The sequence below is a fragment of the Streptomyces sp. NPDC044033 genome (genome assembly GCF_056434425.1).
On record NZ_JBWKFF010000011.1, the window covers coordinates 185,321 to 206,650 of the forward strand.

The 21,330-nt window shown below is 71.3% G+C and carries 18 protein-coding genes; 6 read left to right on the plus strand and 12 right to left on the minus strand.

What is annotated here, in order from left to right:
• Nucleotides 1-43: 43 nt before the first annotated feature.
• Both AC07AB_RS20960 and AC07AB_RS20965 read left to right on the plus strand, forming a co-directional pair.
• The gene (locus tag AC07AB_RS20960) at nt 44-646 is read left to right on the plus strand and encodes an AAA family ATPase (protein WP_478569018.1); all 603 of its coding nucleotides are present in this window, start codon (nt 44-46) and stop codon (nt 644-646) included.
• Nucleotides 647-750: 104 nt separating this feature from the next.
• Nucleotides 751-1,155 carry a DUF779 domain-containing protein gene (locus AC07AB_RS20965; protein WP_478569021.1) on the plus strand — a complete coding sequence of 135 codons (405 nt, stop codon included), beginning with the start codon at nt 751-753 and terminating at the stop codon, nt 1,153-1,155.
• A 48-nt stretch (nt 1,156-1,203) separates the two neighbouring features.
• On the opposite strand, the gene AC07AB_RS20970 is transcribed toward AC07AB_RS20965, so the two are convergent.
• Both AC07AB_RS20970 and AC07AB_RS20975 read right to left on the minus strand, forming a co-directional pair.
• The gene (locus AC07AB_RS20970) at nt 1,204-3,363 is read right to left on the minus strand and encodes a putative bifunctional diguanylate cyclase/phosphodiesterase (protein WP_478569024.1); all 2,160 of its coding nucleotides are present in this window, start codon (nt 3,361-3,363) and stop codon (nt 1,204-1,206) included.
• A gap of 23 nt (nt 3,364-3,386) precedes the next feature.
• Nucleotides 3,387-4,211, minus strand: coding sequence for an SAM-dependent methyltransferase (locus AC07AB_RS20975; RefSeq protein WP_478569027.1), 825 nt, complete (start codon nt 4,209-4,211; stop codon nt 3,387-3,389).
• A gap of 331 nt (nt 4,212-4,542) precedes the next feature.
• Here AC07AB_RS20975 and dnaE point away from each other — a divergent pair, with 331 nt between their 5' ends.
• Nucleotides 4,543-8,124, plus strand: coding sequence for a DNA polymerase III subunit alpha (gene dnaE, locus AC07AB_RS20980; protein WP_478569030.1), 3,582 nt, complete (start codon nt 4,543-4,545; stop codon nt 8,122-8,124).
• 103 nt (nt 8,125-8,227) lie between these two features.
• Nucleotides 8,228-9,178, plus strand: coding sequence for an NAD-dependent epimerase/dehydratase family protein (locus AC07AB_RS20985; RefSeq protein WP_478569033.1), 951 nt, complete (start codon nt 8,228-8,230; stop codon nt 9,176-9,178).
• 33 nt (nt 9,179-9,211) lie between these two features.
• On the opposite strand, the gene AC07AB_RS20990 is transcribed toward AC07AB_RS20985, so the two are convergent.
• On the minus strand, nt 9,212-10,621 hold the full coding sequence (locus tag AC07AB_RS20990; RefSeq protein WP_478569036.1) for a peptidase C39 family protein: 1,410 nt from the start codon (nt 10,619-10,621) through the stop codon (nt 9,212-9,214).
• Nucleotides 10,622-10,797: 176 nt separating this feature from the next.
• Here AC07AB_RS20990 and AC07AB_RS20995 point away from each other — a divergent pair, with 176 nt between their 5' ends.
• The gene (locus AC07AB_RS20995; RefSeq protein ID WP_478569039.1) at nt 10,798-11,400 is read left to right on the plus strand and encodes a uridine kinase family protein; all 603 of its coding nucleotides are present in this window, start codon (nt 10,798-10,800) and stop codon (nt 11,398-11,400) included.
• 465 nt (nt 11,401-11,865) lie between these two features.
• Nucleotides 11,866-13,764, plus strand: coding sequence for an AAA family ATPase (locus AC07AB_RS21000; protein WP_478569042.1), 1,899 nt, complete (start codon nt 11,866-11,868; stop codon nt 13,762-13,764).
• 83 nt (nt 13,765-13,847) lie between these two features.
• Here AC07AB_RS21000 and AC07AB_RS21005 read toward each other — a convergent pair whose 3' ends face one another.
• From AC07AB_RS21005 to AC07AB_RS21045, 9 genes are all read right to left on the minus strand, one after another.
• The gene (locus AC07AB_RS21005) at nt 13,848-14,984 is read right to left on the minus strand and encodes a hemolysin family protein (RefSeq protein ID WP_478569045.1); all 1,137 of its coding nucleotides are present in this window, start codon (nt 14,982-14,984) and stop codon (nt 13,848-13,850) included.
• Complete coding sequence (locus AC07AB_RS21010) at nt 14,981-16,312, minus strand: hemolysin family protein (protein ID WP_478569048.1); 1,332 nt, start codon at nt 16,310-16,312, stop codon at nt 14,981-14,983. Before AC07AB_RS21010 ends, AC07AB_RS21005 begins: the two co-directional genes overlap by 4 nt.
• Before the next feature lie 189 nt (nt 16,313-16,501).
• Nucleotides 16,502-16,966: a PH domain-containing protein gene (locus AC07AB_RS21015; RefSeq protein ID WP_478569051.1), complete on the minus strand. Its 465-nt coding sequence runs from the start codon at nt 16,964-16,966 to the stop codon at nt 16,502-16,504.
• A gap of 36 nt (nt 16,967-17,002) precedes the next feature.
• Complete coding sequence (hisG, locus tag AC07AB_RS21020; RefSeq protein ID WP_478569054.1) at nt 17,003-17,851, minus strand: ATP phosphoribosyltransferase; 849 nt, start codon at nt 17,849-17,851, stop codon at nt 17,003-17,005.
• Nucleotides 17,852-17,920: 69 nt separating this feature from the next.
• On the minus strand, nt 17,921-18,193 hold the full coding sequence (locus AC07AB_RS21025) for a phosphoribosyl-ATP diphosphatase (protein ID WP_478569057.1): 273 nt from the start codon (nt 18,191-18,193) through the stop codon (nt 17,921-17,923).
• Nucleotides 18,194-18,228: 35 nt separating this feature from the next.
• Nucleotides 18,229-18,714, minus strand: a complete 486-nt coding sequence (ribH, locus tag AC07AB_RS21030) for a 6,7-dimethyl-8-ribityllumazine synthase (protein WP_478569060.1) — start codon at nt 18,712-18,714, stop codon at nt 18,229-18,231.
• Between the two features lie 77 nt (nt 18,715-18,791).
• On the minus strand, nt 18,792-20,072 hold the full coding sequence (locus AC07AB_RS21035; RefSeq protein WP_478569063.1) for a bifunctional 3,4-dihydroxy-2-butanone-4-phosphate synthase/GTP cyclohydrolase II: 1,281 nt from the start codon (nt 20,070-20,072) through the stop codon (nt 18,792-18,794).
• Nucleotides 20,069-20,725, minus strand: coding sequence for a nicotinamide mononucleotide transporter family protein (locus tag AC07AB_RS21040; protein WP_478569066.1), 657 nt, complete (start codon nt 20,723-20,725; stop codon nt 20,069-20,071). The genes AC07AB_RS21035 and AC07AB_RS21040 overlap by 4 nt, the downstream gene beginning before the upstream one ends.
• On the minus strand, nt 20,722-21,330 hold the full coding sequence (locus AC07AB_RS21045; RefSeq protein ID WP_478569069.1) for a riboflavin synthase: 609 nt from the start codon (nt 21,328-21,330) through the stop codon (nt 20,722-20,724). The genes AC07AB_RS21040 and AC07AB_RS21045 overlap by 4 nt, the downstream gene beginning before the upstream one ends.

A 21,330-nucleotide genomic window follows, 5' to 3' on the forward strand; every position in this document is an offset into this window, starting at 1 on the left:
CGGGCAGGGGCGCCCCGCCCGGGTCGGCGGTATCGTCGGCCGCATGCTGCTGTGGATCAACGGCCCCTTCGGGGGCGGTAAAACCCAGACCGCCTACGAGCTGCGCCGGCGGATCGCGGGCAGCGTCGTATGCGACCCCGAGCACGCCGGGTTCGGGCTGCACCGCATGCTGCCGCCCGCCCTGCGCGGCGACTTCCAGGATCTGCCGGCCTGGCGGCGGAGCGTGTACGACATGCTCGACCTGGCCTTGCGCGAGCACGCCGGTCCGGTCATCGTGCCGATGACGCTCGTCGATTCCGGCTACTTCGCCGAGATCGTCGGCAGGCTCCGCGACGGCGGTCACGAGGTGCACCACTTCTCGCTGCTCGCCGAGCGCGCCACGGTGCTGCGGCGGCTGCGCCAGCGGGGGTTCGGGCTCGGCCTGCGGACCGAGAGCTTCGCCGTGGCCCGGCTCGACGACTGCCTGAAGCGGCTGCGGGAAAGGGAGTTCGCCGAGCACCTCCACACCGACCGCGCCCCGGTCGCGCGCGTCGCCGAGCACATCGCGCGCTCGGCCGGGCTGCCGATCGCGGCGAACCACGACGGCCCGCTGCGTACGCGGCTGCGCCAGTACGCGACGAGCGCCCGGCACATCCGCTTCGACTGAATCCGCGCGACATCCCGGAAGCGGACTCGCAACGTCCTTGCAACGGGCGCCCTGCTCTTCTGATACCGAACCGGTTCCCGGCGGAGACCACGGAGGAGACCTCCATGACAGTCGCGTCACGCATCGCGCTGACCCCGGCCGCCGCTCAGTTGCTGCGGCGGCTGAGCGACACGCACGGTCCGCTGATGTTCCATCAGTCCGGCGGCTGCTGCGACGGCAGCTCGCCCATGTGCTTCCCCGCCGGTGAGTTCCGTACGGGCTCCTCCGACGTCCTGCTCGCCTCGCTGCCCGTCGACGGGGTGGCCGAACCGGTCGGCTTCTGGATGTCGGCCGACCAGTTCGAGCGCTGGCACCACACCCACCTCACGGTGGACGTGGTGCCGGGGCGCGGCGGGGGCTTCTCGCTCGAAGCCCCCGAGGGGGTGCGCTTCCTGATCCGCTCGCGGCTGCTCACCGATGAGGAGCGCGAACAGCTCGACGACCCGCGACACCCTCCGGTGGGCCCGTAGGCGTCGTGCGCCCGTAGGCCCGTAACGTGCGTTCGCGACCTCGCTCGCCTACGACGCCGCGTCCACGAGCGAGAGCGTGTGCAGGCGCTCGGGCGGCCCGGGGCGGGCGTAGTACCAGCCCTGGGCGGTGTCGCAGCCCAGCACGCGCAGGCACTCCGCCTGACTCCCCGTCTCCACCCCTTCGACCGTCACCGACAGGTCGAGCGTGTGGGCGAGCGAGACGATTCCCTCGACGATCTTCACATCGACGGGGTCGGCGGGCGAGCACTGCATGCCGCGCGTGAAGGAGCGGTCGAGCTTGAGCGTGGAGACGGGCAGTCTGCGCAGGTAGGAGAGGTTGGAGTAACCGGTTCCGAAGTCGTCCAGGGCGATGTCCACGCCGAGATCGGCGAGTTGCCGCAGCGGGCGCAAGGCGTCCTCGTCGGCGCCGATCAGGGCGTTCTCGGTGACCTCCAGACACAGGGCGGCGGGGTCGAGCCCCGCGTCCGCGAGCACCTCGATCGTCTCGGCGACCAGGCCCGGGTAGCAGAGCTGGGCCGGCGAGAGGTTGACGTTGACCCGCAGCGGCCCGGCGTCCGGCCCGTCCCCCTCGGCGTGCCGCCAGGCGCGGGCCTGCCGGGCCGCCTCCTGGAGGACCCAGCGGCCGAGCGGCACGATCAGCCCGGTGGACTCGGCGAGGGGGATGAACTGGTCGGGGCCGAGGACTCCGTGCACCGGGTGCAGCCACCGTACGAGCGCCTCCGCGCCGCGTACGACGCCGTCGCCGAGCCGTACCAGCGGCTGGTACTCGATGAAGAACTCGCCGTTGTCCAGGGCCGCGGGCAGGCAGTTGGTGAGGGAGTGCCGGGCGATGGCGCGGGCGTCGCAGTCCGCGTCGGCGAGCTCGTAGCGGTTGCCGCCGGCGGCCTTGGCGCGGTACATCGTGATGTCGGCGCTGCGCAGCACCTCGGCGGCGCCCCGCGTGCCGGTCTTGCCGTCGACGACGCCGATGCTGGCCCGTACGGACAGCTCGCGCCCTTCGAGGTGCACGGGCTCGGCGAGGGCGAGCAGCATCCGGCGGGCGAGCGCGGTGACGTCGGCGCCCGCGGACTCGCCGGTGACCAGGCCGACGAACTCGTCGCCGCCGAGGCGCGCCACGAGTTCGCCGGGGGCGGTGGCGCAGGCGCGCAGCCGCTCCGCGACGGCGACCAGCAGTTCGTCGCCGACGGCGTGGCCGAGGCTGTCGTTGACGGCCTTGAAGCCGTCGATGTCCAGGTAGCACAGGCCGACCCGGTCGCCGCCCGCGCCGTCGGGGCCGCCGACGAGGGCGCGGTCGAGGTGTTCGAAGAACATGGTGCGGTTGGGCAGGCCGGTGAGCGCGTCGTGGCGGGCCTCGTAGCGCAGCCGTTCGTGCAGCCGCCGCCGCTCGGTGATGTCCTCCATCAGCGCGAGCTGGTACTTGGGCTCGCCGTCGGCGCCCCGCAGCAGGGAGACCGTGAGCGTGGTCCACAGGACGCTGCCGTCGCCGCGGGCGTAGGGCTTCTCGATGCGGTAGTGGTCGCGGTCGCCGCGGACGAGCTCGTGGTACAGGCCCCAGACCTCGGGCGAGTCCTCGGGGTGCCCCCAGTCGGTGGCCCTGCTGCCGCTGGCGAGGTGCTCCATGCCGCCGAACATCCGGGTCAGCGCGTCGTTGACCTCCAGGACCTCGCCGTCGACGTCGGCGATCCCGATGCCGACGGCCGCGCCCTCGAACACCGCGCGGAACCGGGCCTCGCTCACGTGCAGCGCCTGTTCGGCCTCGGCCCGCGCGCCCAGCGCCGCCCGGGTGATGGCCTCCTGCTCGCTGCGCGTGCGCTCGCGCAGGGCGCGGGCGAAACCGGCGGCGACACCGTGCTGGAGGCGGGCGCAGCGGGAGCGGCCCTCCTCGGCGGGCAGCGCCTCGCCCGACGGGCAGTAGAGCACCAGATAGGCGTCGATGACGCCGAGGATCCGGGGCAGCGCCTCGGGGTCGGTGCAGTGGGCGTCGACGAGCGCTGCCCCGATGTCGGTGGCGGGCCCGGCGTCGAAGGGCTCGGCGCGCAGCGCGTCGCCGAGCCGGCCCGCCAGGGGGACGAGGTAGCCCTCGAACTCGGCGCGCGTCATGGAGGTGGTGGTGGCCGGGTAGATGGCGCGGCTCCAGATCGCGGCGAACCGCTGGAGCCGGTCCTCGTCGGCGGCGCTCCGTGGCATCTGTCTGCCGCTCCGTGCGACGTTCACTGCTTACGTCCTACGCCCGCGAATCCGCTGAAGATCACCGGGTCCTCGTCCGCGCCCTCGGGGGTGTCGGCGGCGTCCGGTCGCCATTGCGGCATCGAGACGAGACCGGGGTCGACGATCTCGAACCCGTCGAAGAACCGGGCCACTTCCTCCCGTGCGCGCATCAGCAGCGGCGAGCCGGCCTTGCGGTACACACCTTGCACTCCTTCACCTTCTTCCGGCTTCCGCGGACCGCCCTCGACGGAGGCGTGGGTCAGGACCAGCAGGCTGCCCGGGGCGAGCGTGTCGCGCAGTCGGGCGACCGCCTTCCAGGGGTCGTCCTGGTCCTCCATGAAGTGGAGCACGGCCACGAGCAGGAGCGCGACCGGACGATCGAGGTCGAGCAGCCGGCCGGCCTCGGCGCTGCCCAGGATCTCCTGGGGGGCGCGGAGATCACCGGCGACGATGGCGGCCCGTACCTCGCCGTCGAGCACGGCTCGGCTGTGGGCGACGGCGACCGGGTCGTGGTCCACATAGACCACCCGGGCGGCGGGGTCCGCCGCTTGGGCTATTTCGTGGACGTTGCCGAAGGTGGGGATGCCGGAGCCGATGTCCAGGAACTGGTTCACACCCTCGCCGATGGCGTAGCGCACGGCACGGCGCATGAAGGCGCGGTTGGCCTGCATGACCTTCGGCAGCCCGGGAAATGCCTCGATCGCCCTGCGGCCGGCCTCGCGGTCGGCCTCGAAGTTGTGCGAGCCACCCAAGTAGTAGTCGTAGATCCGGGACACGCTCGGCACAGACAGGTCGATTCCCTGGGGAGCCCAGGTGGGACGCTCCATCAGTCAGTCGCTCCAGCTCATCGCGGGTGTGTTGAGCCGAGGCTACTGATCGTCCGTTCGAATGGAACCCCGAAGCGGAAAACTACGGTCCGCATTCGGCCATGGAGGGGCGCATGTGACACGGCGTGAGCCCGTCAATCGTACGGTCTCAAGCCCCCGCGGCGCACGCCGCGCGGGAGTGCCGCACAGCACATCCTCCTCCCGGCGCGCGCTCCGGGCGCAGGCTCTGAGCGCGCGCGCCGAACATCCGGCATGAATGTCCGTCCGGGCGCCTTCGCGTTCTGAACATACGTCCTGAACGTATGTTCAAAACTGGGGTACGGTGTGCCGCATGCCGCAGCCCTTCACCCATCTGCATGTCCACACCCAGTACTCGCTGCTGGACGGCGCCGCGCGACTGCGGGACATGTTCAACGCGTGCGACGAGATGGGCATGACGCACATCGCCATGTCCGACCACGGCAACCTGCACGGGGCGTACGACTTCTTCCATTCCGCCCAGAAGGCGGGGGTCACGCCGATCATCGGGATCGAGGCGTATGTGGCGCCGGAGTCCCGGCGCAACAAGCGCAAGGCGCAGTGGGGTCAGCCGCATCAGAAGCGCGATGATGTGTCCGGTTCGGGTGGTTATACGCATAAGACGATCTGGGCGGCGAACAGTACGGGGCTGCACAATCTGTTCAAGCTCTCCTCGGACGCGTATGCGGAGGGGTGGCTGCAGAAGTGGCCGCGGATGGACAAGGAGACCATCGCGCAGTGGTCCCAGGGGCTGATCGCTTCCACCGGCTGTCCTTCCGGTGAGCTTCAGACGAGGTTGCGGCTGGGTCAGTACGAGGAGGCGCGCCGGGCGGCCGGGGAGTACCAGGAGATCTTCGGCAAGGACCGGTATTTCCTGGAGCTGATGGACCACGGCATCGAGATCGAGCGCCGGGTCCGCGAGGATCTGCTCAAGATCGGCAAAGAGGTCGGCATTCCGCCGCTGGTGACCAATGACTCGCATTACACGTACGCGCACGAGTCGACGGCGCACGACGCGCTGCTGTGCATCCAGACCGGCAAGAACCTCTCCGACCCGGACCGCTTCCGCTTCGACGGCACCGGCTACTACCTGAAGACCACGGACGAGATGTACGCCATCGACTCCTCGGACGCCTGGCAGCAGGGGTGCGCCAATACGTCGCTGGTCGCCGAACAGATCGACACGGCCGGCATGTTCGAGAAGCGCGATCTGATGCCGAAGTTCGACGTGCCCGAGGGGTACACCGAGGTCACCTGGTTCCGGGAGGAAGTGGCCAGGGGAATGCGGCGGCGCTTTCCCGGCGGCTGGGACGCGGCCTATCAGAAGCAGGCGGAGTACGAGATGGACATCGTCATCCAGATGGGGTTCCCGGGGTATTTCCTCGTGGTCGCCGACTTCATCATGTGGGCCAAGACCAACGGCATCGCGGTCGGACCCGGCCGGGGCTCCGCGGCCGGTTCACTGGTTTCGTACGCGATGGGCATCACCGACCTCGACCCGATCACGCACGGGCTGATCTTCGAGCGGTTCCTCAACCCCGAGCGCGTCTCCATGCCCGATGTCGACATCGACTTCGACGAGCGCAGGCGCGGAGAGGTGATCCGGTATGTGACCGAGAAATACGGCGCCGACAAAGTCGCGATGATCGGCACGTACGGCAAGATCAAGGCGAAGAACGCCATCAAGGACTCCGCGCGCGTGCTCGGATATCCGTACGCGATGGGCGACCGCCTCACCAAGGCCATGCCCGCCGACGTCGGCGGGAAAGGCATCGACCTCAGCGGCATCACCGACCCCGAACACCCCCGCTACAGCGAGGCGGGCGAGATCCGGGGGATGTACGAGAGCGAACCGGACGTAAGGAAGGTCATCGACACCGCCAAGGGCGTCGAGGGCCTGGTCCGGCAGATGGGCGTGCACGCGGCCGGCGTGATCATGTCCAGCGAGCCGGTCACCGACCATGTGCCGGTCTGGGTGCGGCATACCGACGGCGTGACGATCACGCAGTGGGACTACCCCACCTGCGAGTCGCTCGGCCTGCTCAAGATGGACTTCCTGGGCCTGCGCAACCTCACGATCATGGACGACGCCCGCAAACTCATCCGCAGGAACAGGGGCATCGATCTCGAACTCCTGGAACTGCCGCTCGACGACGCCAGGGCCTTCGGCCTTCTGGGGCGCGGCGACACCCTCGGCGTCTTCCAGTTCGACGGAAACGCCATGCGCTCCCTCTTCCGTCTGATGAAGCCCGACCGCTTCGAGGACATCACGGCTGTCACCGCGCTGTACCGGCCGGGCCCGATGGGCATGAACTCGCACACGAACTACGCGCTCCGCAAGAACAAGCAGCAGGACATCACCCCGATCCACCCCGAGGTGGCGGAGCCGCTGCGGGAAGTGCTCGGCATCACCTACGGCCTGGTTGTCTATCAGGAGCAGGTGCAGAAATCGGCGCAGATCCTCGCGGGGTATTCGCTGGGCCAGGCCGATCTGCTGCGCCGCGCGATGGGCAAGAAGAAAAAGGAAGTGCTCGACAGGGAGTTCGTCCCCTTCCGGGCGGGCTGCCGCGAGCGCGGCTATTCCGATGAGGCCGTCCAGGCGGTGTGGGACGTCCTGGTCCCCTTCGCCGGCTACGCCTTCAACAAGGCGCACGCCGCCGCGTACGCGCTGGTCTCGTACTGGACGGCTTATCTCAAGGCCAATTATCCGGCCGAGTACATGTCGGGCGTCCTGACGTCGGTACGTGACGACAAGGACAAGATGGCGCTCTATCTCAATGAGTGCCGGAAGATGGGCATCCGGGTCTTTCCGCCCGACGTGAACGAGTCGGACGCGCATTTCACGCCGCAAGGCGACGATCAGATCCGGTTCGGGCTGACGGCCGTCCGCAACGTCGGGCAGAGCGTGGTGGATTCGGTGATCCGCTCGCGTGGCTCGAAGGGGAAGTTCCGCTCCTTTCCTGACTACCTCGACAAGGTCGAGGCGACCGCCTGCAACAAGCGCACCACCGAATCCCTGATCAAGTCGGGCGCTTTCGACGACATGGGCCATACCCGCAAGGGGCTCATGGAGCATTACGAGTCGATGATCGACAATGTCGTAGCGGTCAAACGGAGGGAAGCCGAGGGGCAGTTCGACCTCTTCGGCGCGGCGGGCACGGCGGGCACGGCGGGCACGGCGGGCGCGGCCGGCGGCACAGGCGCGGCCGGATCGGCGACCGGGCAGCCCGGGTTCGGGCTGGACGTGGAGTTCCGCGATCAGGAATGGGACCGCGCGTATCTGCTGGCCAACGAGCGCGACATGCTGGGCCTCTACGTCTCCTCTCATCCGCTCGACGGCCTCGGGCCGTTGCTGGGCGAGCGGGCGGACGCGGCTATCGCCGCTCTGACCGGCGGGGACCGTCCGGACGGCGCGATCGTCACCATCGGCGGCATCGTCTCCGGTCTCCAGCGGAAGATGACCAAGCAGGGCAACGCCTGGGCGATCGCCACCGTCGAGGACCTCGCCGGCTCCATCGAGTGCATGTTCTTCCCCGCGACGTACCAGCTCGTCTCCACCCAGCTCGTCGAGGACACCGTCGTCTTCGTCAAGGGCCGCCTCGACAAGCGCGAGGACGTACCCCGCCTCGTCGCCATGGAGATGGCGGTGCCCGACCTGAGCGACGCGGGGCCGAACGCGCCCGTACGCCTGGAGATGCCGGAGTCGGGCGTGACGCCCACCTCGGTCGTCCAGCTCAAGGAGATTCTGCTCGCGCACCCGGGGCGGACCGAAGTGCACCTGAGGGTGCGCGGGAAGCTCAGGACGACCGTCTACCGGCTGGGTCAGCGGGTCGAGGCGCGACCCGAGTTCTGGGCGGACCTCAAGGCGGCCGTGGCCGTGACGCGGGTGACATGACGACCACGGCGAACCCCCTTGACAACATCACCCATACGATTGATCGTAGCTTTAGTTATAGCTTCTAACTAAGACATGAAGAGCTAACCAAGGGGATCGGTTCATGAGCGCTCGTCAATCGCATGTCGTCCTGGGCACGGGCCCCTCGGGCCTCGCGCTCGCCGACGAACTCCTCGCCCGCGGCCACCGCGTCCGCTGCGTCAACCGCTCGGGCCGCGCCGCGCTGCCGGCGGGCGCGACCCTCGTCACCGCGGACGTCACGGACACCGCGCGGCTGCGCGAGGTCACCGAGGACGCCACCGCCGTCTACAACTGCACGCACGTCCCGTACGCGCAGCAGCCCGAGACGCTCCCCCGCATCCAGGACGCGCTTCTGGAGGTGGTCGGGCGCAGCGGAGCCGTCCTGGTCACCGTCGAGACGCTCAACCTGTACGGGCCGACGGGCGGCGTCCCCATGACGGAGCGCAGCCCGTTCGCCGCCACGTCGCTCAAGGGCCGGGTACGGGCCCGGATCGCCGAGCGCTACCTGGAGGCGCACCGCCGGGGCGACGCCCGCGTGGTGCTCGGGATGGCCGCGGACTTCTTCGGCCCCCGCACGCTGACGTCGTCCCTCGGCGGGGGCGTCTTCCCGCCGGCGCTGAGCGGCGAGCCGGTGGGCGCCATGGGCGACATCGACCTGCCGCACAGTTACAGCTACGTCCCGGACATCGCCACCGGCCTCGCCGCCCTCGCCGAACGCGAGGACGCCTGGGGCCGGCTGTGGCACCTGCCGGTGGCCCCCGCGCTGACCACCCGCCAGGTGCACGACCTCGTCGCGCAGGAGATCGGCCGCCCGGTCCGCGCCGAGGTCCTGACCGAACCGAAGCCCTGGGGCCCGTTCGACGCGAAGTTCATGGACGAGTACGCCGAGCTCTTCTACTGGCACACCGAGCCGTTCGTCATGGACGACACGGCCATCACCGAGGCGCTGGGGCTGCGCGCCACCCCCATGCGGGACGCCCTGCGCACCACCATCCAGTGGTACCGCGACACTCTCGCCGCGCCGAACGGCTGACGCCCCTTACGGCGGCGGGCCTCGCCCCGCCGGTCAGCGGATACCGAAGGACCGCAGGACGCGCCGCTGCTCCGCGCTCACATCGGTGGGAAAGTAGAGGTAGCAGATCCCGCCGGTGCCGCCGACCACCTTGTTGGAGGCGTTGTAGCGCTTCGTTCTGAGCCAGATGTTCTCCCACTGGCGGCGCTTGTAGACGTGCCGGACCGCCGCGTTGGTGGGCGACGCCGGGTCGTTGGCGATGACGTCGCCGTCGGCGGTGAAGCCGACGACCGTCATCAGGTGGCCCGCCGTGCCGTAGCCCGCGCCGTCCAGCTCGGTGGCCAGGAAGGACTGGGAGGTGATGAGGGGGATGCCGACGCGGATGAGCTTCTCGGCGTCGTTCAGGGAGCCCAGCCGGGTGACGACGCCCTGCATGTCGCGGTAGGTCGCGGCGTAGGCGGCGTTGAAGGGCCAGTTGCCGCAGCCCTGGTACTGGTAGTCGTACGTATAGCGGGCGGCGTGGCAGATCTGGGGGTCCGCGTAGGAGGGGTTGACCCAGGCCAGGTCCGCCGCGGTGGGGCGGCGGCCCCAGTACTCGATGATCATCTGCGAGGAGGTGGGGCTGCACCACGCCTCGCCGCCGTTGTCGTACTCCGGGTACTGCCCCTTGTGGGTCTCCTGCGAGTAGCGCGGCACCTTCAGCTCGCGCGCGCTGCCCGGCCCCGGCGTCGAGGCGGGCACCGTGAAGCGGTCGGGCAGGTCGGAGGCCATCACGCCGAGCCGCCACACGGTGGGCGTGAGCCGGGTGCCCGGCGTGCGGTAGAGGGTGGCCTTCAGCTCGTACGAGGCCAGGCGGAGCTGGCCGGCGGCGGTGTCCATGGCGAAGGTGTCCGTGGAAATGCTGCTCTTGCCGTCGCGCTGGTCGTCGAGGGAGGTGCGCCGGATGTCCCCGGCGGCGTCGCCGGAGGTCCAGCGGCCCATCACGTACCAGGGGGTGCTGGTGCCGTCCGTATACGTGCCGTGGAGCTCGATCTGGAGCCAGGTGCCGTGCGGGGTGTGCGCGTTCCAGGAGACCACGGCCTCGCCGGCGGGCGCGGGCAGGGTGCGCGGCGGAGAGGTCCAGGTCGCGTACTCCCAGGTGGCCTGGGTTCCGGTGTGCGGGTCGGGGTAGAGCGCGGTGCCGACAGGGTGGTCGATGACCACGCCCGGCCGGGCGCCGCTCTCGACCCGGGTCCCCTCCGCGGTGCCGCACCGCCAGTCCCCGTAGCTGGTCCAGCCGTGGAAGTCGATGGCCGCGACCGTCGTCGCACTCTCGTCCGGGGCGCCGGGCACGGGATCTGCCGGGCCCTCCGGCTGCTGGGGACCGCGGCGCGGCGCGGCGTGGGCCGTGGAGGAGGCGGTCGCGGCGACGACGCCGATGGCGACGGCTAGCACGGTGCGGCGTGGAGTGGGGTTGCTGGTCATGGCGGGTGTCCCCCAGTCGTCTGCGGATGGGGCGGGAACTGCATGAGCGCGGCACAACTATCGCCCGCTTCTGCCGTCCTGGACCAGTGATTCCCCTTGCGGCGCGCCGCGAATATGGGCGAGGGCCGCCGCCGGCGCCTTACGGGCCGCCCGGCGGCGGCCCGTAAGGTGTCCGGGTGAAAGATCCCTTCGGTCCCCCCGCTCCGCTCGACGTGCTCGCCCGGCGGCTCGGGGCGCTGCCGCCGTCCCTCGGGCCGGTGCGGCTGGTCGCCGTGGACGGGCACGCGGGTTCCGGCAAGACCACGTTCGCGGGGCGGCTGTCCGAGGCGCTCGGCGGCGCTCCGGTGCTGCATCTGGACGACCTCGCGACGCACGAGGAGCTGTTCGGCTGGACGGGCCGGCTGTGCGAGCAGGTGATCGGCCCGCTGGGGCGCGGGGAGGCGGCGCGGTACGGCGCGTACGACTGGGTGCGGCGGCGGTTCTCCGAGGTGAAGGAGGTCGGCCCCGCGCCGGTCGTCCTCGTCGAGGGCGTGGGGGCCGGGCGGCGGGCGCTGCGGCCGTTTCTGACGTGTCTGCTGTGGATGGAGATGCCGCCCGGCGACTCCTGGGAGCGGGGTCAACTCCGTGACGGTCCCGAGCTGTCCGGATTCTGGGACGGCTGGATGCGCGCGGAGCGGTCACATTTCGCCGCGGACCCCTCACGTCCGTACGCCGAACTTCTGGTGTTCTCGCGGGATCAGGGGTATGAGGTACTGCCGGGGCCCGCCGGGCCCCGCTGAACCGCCCTTTCCCTTACGCTCCGTGAGCGGGTGCGATCGGTCCGTTTTTCGCCGCCGAGCGATCCCCGCCGAGTGCCTCAACTCCGCTTGACCTGGGGGGCGTACAGGACTTACGTTCTCAATGTGCGGCCTGCGAAGGCCGCCGGCAGACACGAAGCCCCCGGTTGTTCCCCCGTGATCGGGGGCTTCGTTCTGCCCCCGGGCGGTTATTTGCGGCCTTTGCGCATATCAGCCCTTACCCTCGGTTACCACAGCCAGGATTCCCCTTCGCACCGCGAACAGCCGTGCGGCACCCTTCGGTCGACGGCAACTCCGCAGGTACGATGCCAAACGGCGTACTCGGCGGGCCGCCGCACGAGGGCGCCGACGCAATGGTCAACTCCCGTCCACGGCACAACGGTCAGAAAGCGCGGCCAGGCACTCGCCCGGCGGCACGCTACGGGGGCACGGTTTGTGGGGGACGTGATGGAATTCGGCACGCAGGGCTCACCCGCCCCGGCCGAACTCGCCTGGCTGCGCGCCGTCGACGCCTACACCATGGGCGCGTACGCGCAGGCCGAGGAGGAGTTCCGGGTCGCGGTCCGCATCGATCCGGCGATGGCAGACGCCTGGCTCGGCCTGCACGCGCTGCGCGCCGACACCACCACCGCACTGCTGCGCATGCACCGCCACCGCGACCGCTTCGGCGAGCAGCGCGCCCGCCACCGGCGCTCCCTCAATTCCTGGTACTGGCTCGGCTGGTGGGTGCAGCCGGTGCTGGAGAGCGGCCGCGATCTGCTGCTCGCCCACGCCTCCCACTGGCTCGACGGCCGCCACGTACCCGATCTGGACCGGGCGCTGGCCGGCTGCCCGCCCGTCGAGGCCGACGCGCAGGTGCGGTTCCTGCACGCGTGCCGCGCCTATCTCGTCAAGGACTGGGACCAGCTCGTACGCCATACCGAACCGCTCCTCGACGATCCGGTCCTGGGCATCGAAGCCGGGCTGTTCGGCGGCATGGCCCGGGTCCGGCTGGAGATGTACGGACAGGCCGAGCCGCTGCTGGCCGCCGCCCTGATGCGCTGCCGCAGCGAGCAGCCGCAGCGCAAGGAGCTGCGCTACTGGCTCGCCCGCGCGCACGAGGGCACCGGCCGCAGCGCCGCCGCGCTCCCCCTCTACCGCGCCGTGCACCGCGTCGACACGGCGTTCATGGACACCGCCGCCCGGCTCGCCGCCATCGCCGACGGGGACGGCTTCGACGGGCCCGTCGAGTCGGACCTCGCGGCCGTATCGCTGGCGGGGATCGGCCAGGACGCGGCGGCCGACCCCGAGACGTCGCCCGCCGACGGCGCGGCGGACGGCCGCGATCTGCTCGCCGGTCTGGACCCCGAGCTCCCCGGCGCCGCGCCGCCCGGGGCCGCGCCCCTCGACTCCGACGGCATACGGGCGAAGGCCCGGCTGCCCGTCCAGCCCGGCGACGGGCCCCCCGCCGGCCCCTCCGACCCCGTGCTGCTCGCGCGGGCGCTCGGCGAGCTGGAGCGGATGGTGGGGCTGGAACCCGTGAAGCGGCAGGTGCGGGCGCTCTCCGCGCAGTTGCACATGGCGCGGCTGCGGGCCGGGCAGGGCCTGCCCGTGCAGCCGCCGAAACGGCATTTCGTCTTCTCCGGCCCCTCCGGCACCGGCAAGACCACGGTCGCCCGCATCCTCGGGCGGGTCTTCTACGCGCTCGGGCTGCTCGGCGGCGATCATCTGGTGGAGGCGCAGCGGGCCGATCTGGTCGGCGAGTTCCTCGGCCAGACCGCCGTCAAGGCCAATGAGCTGATCGATTCGGCGCTGGGCGGGGTGCTCTTCGTCGACGAGGCGTACAGCCTCTCCAACTCCGGCTACAGCAAGGGCGACGCCTACGGCGACGAGGCGCTCCAGGTGCTGCTCAAGCGCGCCGAGGACAACCGCGACCGGCTGGTGGTGATTCTGGCCGGCTATCCGGAGGGCATGGACCGGCTGCTCGCCGCCAACCCCGGTCTCGGTTCCCGTTTCACCACCCGGGTCGACTTCCCCAGCTACCGTCCGCTCGAACTCACCAGCATCGGCGAGGTGCTGGCCGCCGAGAACGGCGACGGCTGGGACGACGAGTCCCTGGAGGAGCTGCGCAGCATCAGCGGGCACGTCGTCGAGCAGGGCTGGATCGACGAGCTGGGCAACGGCCGCTTTCTGCGCACCCTTTACGAGAAGAGCTGCGCCTACCGCGATCTGCGGCTGTCGGGCTTCCCGGCCACCCCCACCCGCGCCGACCTCGCCACGCTGCGGCTGCCGGATCTGATGCAGGCGTACGGCGAGGTCCTCTCGGGCCGCGGCCCGCTGGACCGCGACCCGCGGGAGCCGCAGTAGCCCGGCGGGCCGCCGTTCAGCAGCCCGCCGGCGCTCCCCCGGCGCCTGCGCGGGCCGCCGTCCGGCAGCCCGCGCACCGCTTCTCAGCCCGCCATCGCGTCCCGCTCGGCGGGCACCAGCGGCGTGCCGCCCACCGCCAGGGGCCGCCGCGGCAGGTCGCCCGGGACCGAGTCGGTCCGGGCCTGCGGCACGGTCCGGTGTGCCGGGTCGCGGACCTCGCCGACCAGCTTCTCCAGTACGTCCTCCAGCGCGACGAGGCCCAGCACCCGGCCCGAGGAGTCCGCGACGGCCGCCAGGTGCGCTGCGGCCCGGCGCAGCACGGTGAGCGCGTCGTCCAGGGGCAGTTCGGCCCGTAGCGTGTCGATGCGCCGCCAGACGTGCTGCGGCACCGCCCGGTCCCGGTCCTCCAGCTCCAGTACGTCCTTGACGTGCAGATATCCCATGAAGGCACCGCCGGGGGCACGGACCGGGAAGCGCGAGTAGCCGGTCCGTACGGTCAGCTCCTCGATCTGCCGGGGGGTGGCCGACGGGTCGATGGTGACCAGGGTGGCCGCGTCCAGGAGGACGTCGGTGACCGGGCGGCTGCCCAGCTCCAGCGCGTCCTCCAGCCGCTCCTGCGCCTCGGGGTCGAGCAGCCCCGCCTGCCGGGAGTCGTCGACGAGGTGGGTCAGCTGCTCGCTGGTGAAGACCGCCTCGATCTCGTCCTTGGGCTCGACGCCGAAGAGCTTCAGCACGCCGCGGGCGCACGCGCCGAGCAGCGCGGTGACCGGCCGGCACAGCCGCGCGAAGGCGACCAGTCCGGGCCCCAGCCACAGCGCCGCCCGGTCGGGGGCGGACATGGCCAGGTTCCTGGGCACCATCTCGCCGATGACCAGGTGCAGGAAGACCACCACGGCGAGCGCGATGGCGTAGCCGAAGGGGTGGATCAGCTGCTCGGGCAGGTGGGCCGCGTGGAAGACGGGCTCCAGCAGGTGCGCCACGGTCGGTTCGGCGACCGCGCCGAGCGTCAGCGAGCAGACGGTGATGCCGAACTGGGCCGCCGCCATCATCTGCGGCAGGTTCTCCAGTCCGGTCAGGACGGTGCGGGCGCGCGCCGAGCCCTCGGCGGCGCGCGGCTCGATCTGGCTCCGGCGTACGGAGACGAGCGCGAACTCGGCCCCCACGAAGAAGCCGTTGGTGAGCACCAGCAGGAGGGCGAAGAAGAGTTGCAGCAGGCTCATCGGTTCTCTCCCTGCGTGCCGCCGGTCCGTGCGATCCGCACCCGTTCGGCGCGGTGGTGGCCGACTTGGCGCACCGACAGCCGCCAGCCGGGCAGTTCGGCGCTGTCGCCGGGGGCCGGGATGCGTCCGAGCAGCGTGGCGACGAGGCCGGCCACGGTCTCGTACGGGCCGTCCGGGGCGCGCAGCCCGATGCGGCGCAGGGTGTCGACCCGGCAGCCGCCGTCGGCGTCCCAGGCGGGCCGCCCGTCCTCGGCGAGGGCGGCGGCAAGCTCGGGGAGGTCGTGGCCGTCGTGTTCGTCACGGACCTCGCCGACCAGTTCCTCCACGATGTCCTCCAGGGTCACGACCCCGGCCGTGCCGCCGTACTCGTCGACGACCACGGCTATCGGCTGCTCGCTGCGGAGCCGCTCCAGCAGCGGCCGTACGGGCAGCGTCTCGGGGACGAGCATCGGGGGCACGGCGACGCGGCCCACGGGGGTCCGCAGCCGCTCGTGCGCGGGCACCGCCAGCGCGTCCTTGAGGTGGACCATGCCGACGACCTCGTCCAGGCGCTCGCGGTAGACCGGGAAGCGGGAGAGGCCGGTGGCACGGGTGAGGTTCAGGACGTCCTCGGCGGTCGCGGACGACTGGAGGGCGCTGACCTTCACGCGCGGCGTCATCACGTGCTGCGCGGTCAGCTCGCCGAGCGAGAGCGTCCGCACGAACAGGTCGGCGGTGTCCTGCTCGATGGCCCCGGCGAGCGCCGAGTGCCGGGCGAGCGAGACGAGCTCGCCGGGCGTACGGGCCGAGGCCAGCTCGTCGGCGGGTTCGACGCCCAGGGCCCGTACGAGCCGGTTGGCGACCTTGTTGAGGGCGGTGATCACGGGCCGGAAGAAGCGGGTGAAGGCGTGCTGCGGGCCGGCGACGAACCGCGCGACCTGAAGCGGCCGGGAGACCGCCCAGTTCTTGGGCACCAGCTCGCCGATGATCATCTGTACGGCGGAGGCCACCAGCATGCCGACGACGACCGCGGCGCCCGCTCCGGCGCCGCCGGGCAGGCCGACGGCCGAGAAGGGGGCGGCCAGCAGCCGTCCGAGCGCGGGCTCCGCGAGCATGCCCACCACCAGCGAGGTGATGGTGATGCCCAGCTGGGTGCCCGAGAGTTGGAAGGAGAGTTCGCGGAGCGCCTCGACGACGGTCTTGGCGCGGCGGTCACCGCCGGCGGCGGCCCGCTCCGCCTCCGGCTTCTCGACGGTCACCAGCCCGAATTCGGCGGCGACGAAGAAGCCGTTGGCCAGGATGAGAAGGAGGGCTGCCGCGAGCAGCAGGAGAGACATGGTGACGCTCATGCCGCCGCCTCATGGTGGGGGGCGGCGCAGGTACTACAGGACGATCCGTCCATCGCTGGAGGGAGTCACTCCTCGGTTCGCAGGTCCCCCGCCGGCCGGTTGGGACGCGGCCGCTTGGATGCGGGGCGGAGCACGGTGTGTGCCCGTGGCACCAGAGTAATCAAGGAGGCCCCGCACGGGGCAGCCGCCTCAGACGGAAGCCGCGCCCGCGCCGTGCGTCTCGGCCAGGGCGCGCAGCGCGCGGGCGTCGCCGATGGCCTGCTCCTTGGCGACGCCGGGCTGGATGCCCATGGCGGGCAGGCTGGTGCCGTCGGCGAGGTCGAGGTGGACCCAGGCGTCGCCGGGGCGCAGGTTGACGCGGACGATCTGCGCCCAGTCCAGTCGGCGGGTCGTCGTGAGATTGACGACGACGATGCCGTCGGGACCGGCGACGATCTTGGGGCGGCTGAGCAGCGCCAGCACCGCGAAGATCACCACGCCGGTGCCGATGAAGGTGGTCTTGTCGCCGGCGCTCAGGGTCTCCAGCATCAGCGACATCACGGTGAGCGCGACGAGCACGGCGATGCCCACGGTCAGCAGGACGACCCGGGTACGGGTGGGCCGGAAGGTGACCGGCAGGGCGGGGAGGTCGGGCTGGGGCGCGGACACGGCCATCGTCTCTCGTGGTGGGTAGGCGGGCTTTCCGGGTGCTCAGAGGCGGCAGGCGTGGATGCCCGTGGTGAGGATCGCGCGGGCGCCCAGTTCGTACAGCTCGTCCATGACGCGCTGGGCGTCGCTGGACGGGACCATCGAGCGGACCGCGACCCAGCCCTCGTGGTGCAGCGGGGAGACGGTGGGCGACTCCAGGCCGGGGGTGAGGGCGACGGCGCGCTCGACGTGCTCGACCCGGATGTCGTAGTCCATCATCACGTACCGCCGGGCGACGAGGACGCCCTGCATCCGGCGGAGGAACTGCCGGACCTTGGGGTCGTCGACGCCCTCGCCGGTGCGGCGGATGACGACGGCCTCGGACTCCAGGATCGGCTCGCCGATGATCTCCAGGCCCGCGTTGCGCAGCGTGGTGCCGGTCTCGACGACATCGGCGATGATCTCGGCGACGCCGAGCTGGATGGCGGTCTCGACGGCCCCGTCGAGGTGGACGACGGCAGCGTCCACGCCGTGGTCGGCGAGGTGCTTGCTGACCAGCCCGTTGAAGGAGGTGGCGACGGTCATGCCGCCGAAGTCGCCGACGTCCTTGGCGGTGCCGGGGCGGGTGGCGTAGCGGAAGGTGGAGCCGGCGAAGCCGAGCTGCATGATCTCCTCGGCGCGCGCGCCGGAGTCGAGCAGGAGGTCGCGGCCGGTGATGCCGATGTCCAGCTTGCCGCTGCCCACGTACACGGCGATGTCGCGGGGGCGCAGGAAGAAGAACTCGACCTCGTTGGCGGCGTCGACGAGGACGAGTTCCCTGCGGTCCTTGCGCTGCCGGTAACCGGCCTCATGGAGCATCGCCGACGCAGGCTCGGAGAGAGAACCCTTGTTGGGGACGGCGATGCGCAGCATGAGGTCTGTTTCCTTTGTACGTCGGGGTGTTGGACGTCGGGGTGTGTGCGGGGCCCGGCCGGGGCCGGGTCAGAGGTGAGCGTATACGTCGTCGAGGGAGATCCCCCGGGCGACCATCATCACCTGAACGTGGTACAGCAGCTGGGAGATCTCCTCGGCGGTGGCGGCGGCGCCCTCGTACTCGGCTGCCATCCACACCTCGGCGGCCTCCTCGACGACCTTCTTGCCGATGGCATGCACACCCTTGTCCACCAGTTCGGCGGTGCGGGAAGTGCTGGGGTCGCCGGAGGCGGCCTTGTGCTGGAGCTCGGCGAAGAGCTCCTCGAATGTCTTGTTGGCCATGGTGGAGCCAAGCCTACGGGGTCGCGGGCCGGGGTTCAGCGCCAGGGCTCCGACACGGAGCGCAGCGTGGTCGCGGTGGCGACGGCGGCGGTGACCGCCTCGTGCCCCTTGTCCTCGGTGGACCCCGCGATGCCGGCCCGGTCCAGGGCCTGCTCCTCAGTGTCACAGGTCAGCACGCCGAAGCCGATGGGCACGCCGGTGTCGACGCTGACCTGGGCGAGCCCCTGGGTCACGCCTTGGCAGACGTATTCGAAGTGCGGGGTGCCGCCGCGGATGACGACGCCGAGGGCGACGATCGCGTCGTAGCCGCGGCCGGCGAGGACCTTCGCGACGACGGGCAGCTCGAAGCTGCCCGGCACCCGCAGCACGGTGGGCTCGTCGATGCCCAGCTCGCCGAGGGCGCGCAGCGCGCCGTCGACGAGGCCGTCCATGACCTTCTCGTGCCACTGCGCCGCGATGACCGCCACGCGCAGGTCGCCACAGTTCTTCACACTCAGTTCGGGTGCGCCTTTGCCGCTCACGTCTCTCCTCGGTGCTGGTGCTGTGCTGATGCTGATGCTGTTCTGGTGCTGATGCTGGTGCTGGTGAGTACTGCCGGCTACTGGTTGCCGCAGGCGGACGCGCGCTCGGCGTCCAGCCACGGCAGGTCGTGCCCCATCCGGTCCCGCTTGGTGCGCAGGTAGCGCAGGTTGTGCTCCTGGGCCTGTACGGGCATGGGTTCCCGGCCCGTGACCACCAGGCCGTGCCGGACGAGGGCCGCGACCTTGTCGGGGTTGTTGGTCATCAGCCGCAGGCTGCGCACGCCGAGGTCGGCGAGGATCTGCGCACCGGCGGCGTAGTCCCGGGCGTCGGCGGGCAGCCCCAGCTCCAGGTTGGCGTCGAGCGTGTCGCGGCCGCGCTCCTGGAGCTCGTACGCGCGCAGCTTGGACAGCAGGCCGATGCCGCGGCCCTCGTGGCCGCGGAGGTAGAGGACCACGCCGCGGCCCTCGGCGGTGACGCGCTCCAGGGAGGCGTGCAGCTGCGGGCCGCAGTCGCAGCGCTGCGAGCCGAAGATGTCGCCGGTCAGGCACTCGGAGTGGACGCGGACCAGGAGGTCCTCGCCGTCCCCGATGTCGCCGCTGACCAACGCGATGTGTTCGACGCCGTCGACGGTGGAGCGATAGCCGTACGCGCGGAAGTCGCCGAACGCGGTGGGCAGACTGGTGGCGGCCTCGCGGCGGACGGTGGGCTCGGCGGAGCGGCGATAGGCGACGAGGTCCTCGATGGAGATGATCGCGAGGCCGTGCTTGCGGGCGAAGGGCACCAGCTCGGGCAGGCGCAGCATCGCGCCGTCCTCGCCCGCGATCTCCACGATGGCGGCGGCCGGACGCAGCCCGGCGAGGCGGGCGAGGTCGACGCCGGCCTCGGTGTGGCCGGCCCGGACCAGGACGCCGCCGGAGCGGGCGCGCAGCGGGAAGACGTGGCCGGGGCGGACGAAGTCGCCGGGCTCGGAGCCCGCGTCGGCCAGCAGCCGGATGGTGGTGGCCCGGTCGGCGGCGGAGATGCCGGTGGTGACGGCGTGCGCGGCGCTCGCGTCGACGGAGACGGTGAAGGCGGTGCTCATCGACTCGGTGTTCCGGGCGACCATCTGCGGCAGGTCGAGCCGGTCGAGGGCGCTCTCCTCCATCGGCGCGCAGATCAGGCCGCGGCACTCGCTCATCATGAAGGCGACGATCTCGGGCGTGGCCTTCTCCGCCGCGACGACGAGGTCGCCCTCGTTCTCGCGGCTCTCGTCGTCGACCACGACGACGGGGCGGCCGGCCGCGATGTCGCTGATCGCCCGCCCTACGGGGTCGAGGGTGAGGTCTTCGGCCCCGTACCAACTGTGCAATGCGGTCATGCCGCCGCTCCTTCCGGGATGGGCTGCTGGGTACTCGTGCGGGACCGCAGCCACCAGTCGCGCAGGCCCCACAGGACGAGGCCGAGGTAGACGACGTAGACGAGGCCGGAGAAGGCCAGGCCGCTGGTGAAGGCGAGCGGGACGCCGACCAGGTCGACCAGCAGCCAGGCGAACCAGAACTCGACGAGCCCGCGGGCCTGGGCGACCATCGCGGCGAGGGTGCCGACGAAGATGTACGCGTCCGGCCAGGGGTTCCAGGACAGCCCGGGGACGGCGCTGAAGATCGCGCCGACGGCGAGGGTGCCCAGGGCCGTGCCCCCGGCCAGCAGTCCGCGCTCGCGCCAGGTGGCGAAGCGGACCGCGATGGAGCCGTCCTGCGCGTCGCGCCGGCCGCGCTGCCAGAGCCGCCAGCCCCACAGCGCGACCCCGATGACCAGGAGTTGTTTGCCCACACCGCCGGACAGATGCGCGTAGGCGTAGGCGGAGACGAGGACGACGCCGGAGAGGAACTGGGCCGGCCAGGTCCAGATGGAGCGCCGCCAGCCGAGGGCGAGAGCGATCAGACCGACGGTGTTGCCGATCATGTCGGACCAGATGACGTGCTGGCCGAGGACGGCGAACGCCTCGTCGTTCAGCCAGCCGATGGCAGTCACTTGGCGGTCTCCGTACGGTCGGCGCCCAGCAGCCGCTCCACGTACTTGGCGAGCACGTCCACCTCAAGGTTGACGCGGTCCCCGGGCTGCTTGAGGCCGAGGGTGGTCAGGGCGAGGGTGGTGGGGATGAGGCTGACGGTGAAGTAGTCCGGGCCCGCGTCGACGACGGTGAGGCTGATGCCGTCGACGGTGATGGAGCCCTTCTCCACGATGTAGCGGGTGAGGCCGTCGGGCAGGGTGATCCTGACGATGTCCCAGTGTTCCGAGCGTTCGCGGCCGGCGATGGTGCCGGTACCGTCGACGTGGCCCTGGACGAGATGGCCGCCGAGCCGGCCGCCGAGCGCCATCGGGCGTTCGAGGTTGACGCGGGAGCCCACGGCGAGGTCGGCGAGGCTGGAACGGTCGAGCGTCTCGGCCATGACATCGGCGGTGAACTCGCCGCCGCCCGCTTCGACGACGGTGAGGCAGACGCCGTTGACGGCGATCGAGTCGCCGTGGCGGGCGCCGTCGGTGACGGCGGGGCCGCGCAGGCGGAAGCGGGAGGCGTCGCCGAGGTCCTCGACGGCGGTGACCTCACCCAGTTCTTCGACGATTCCGGTGAACAC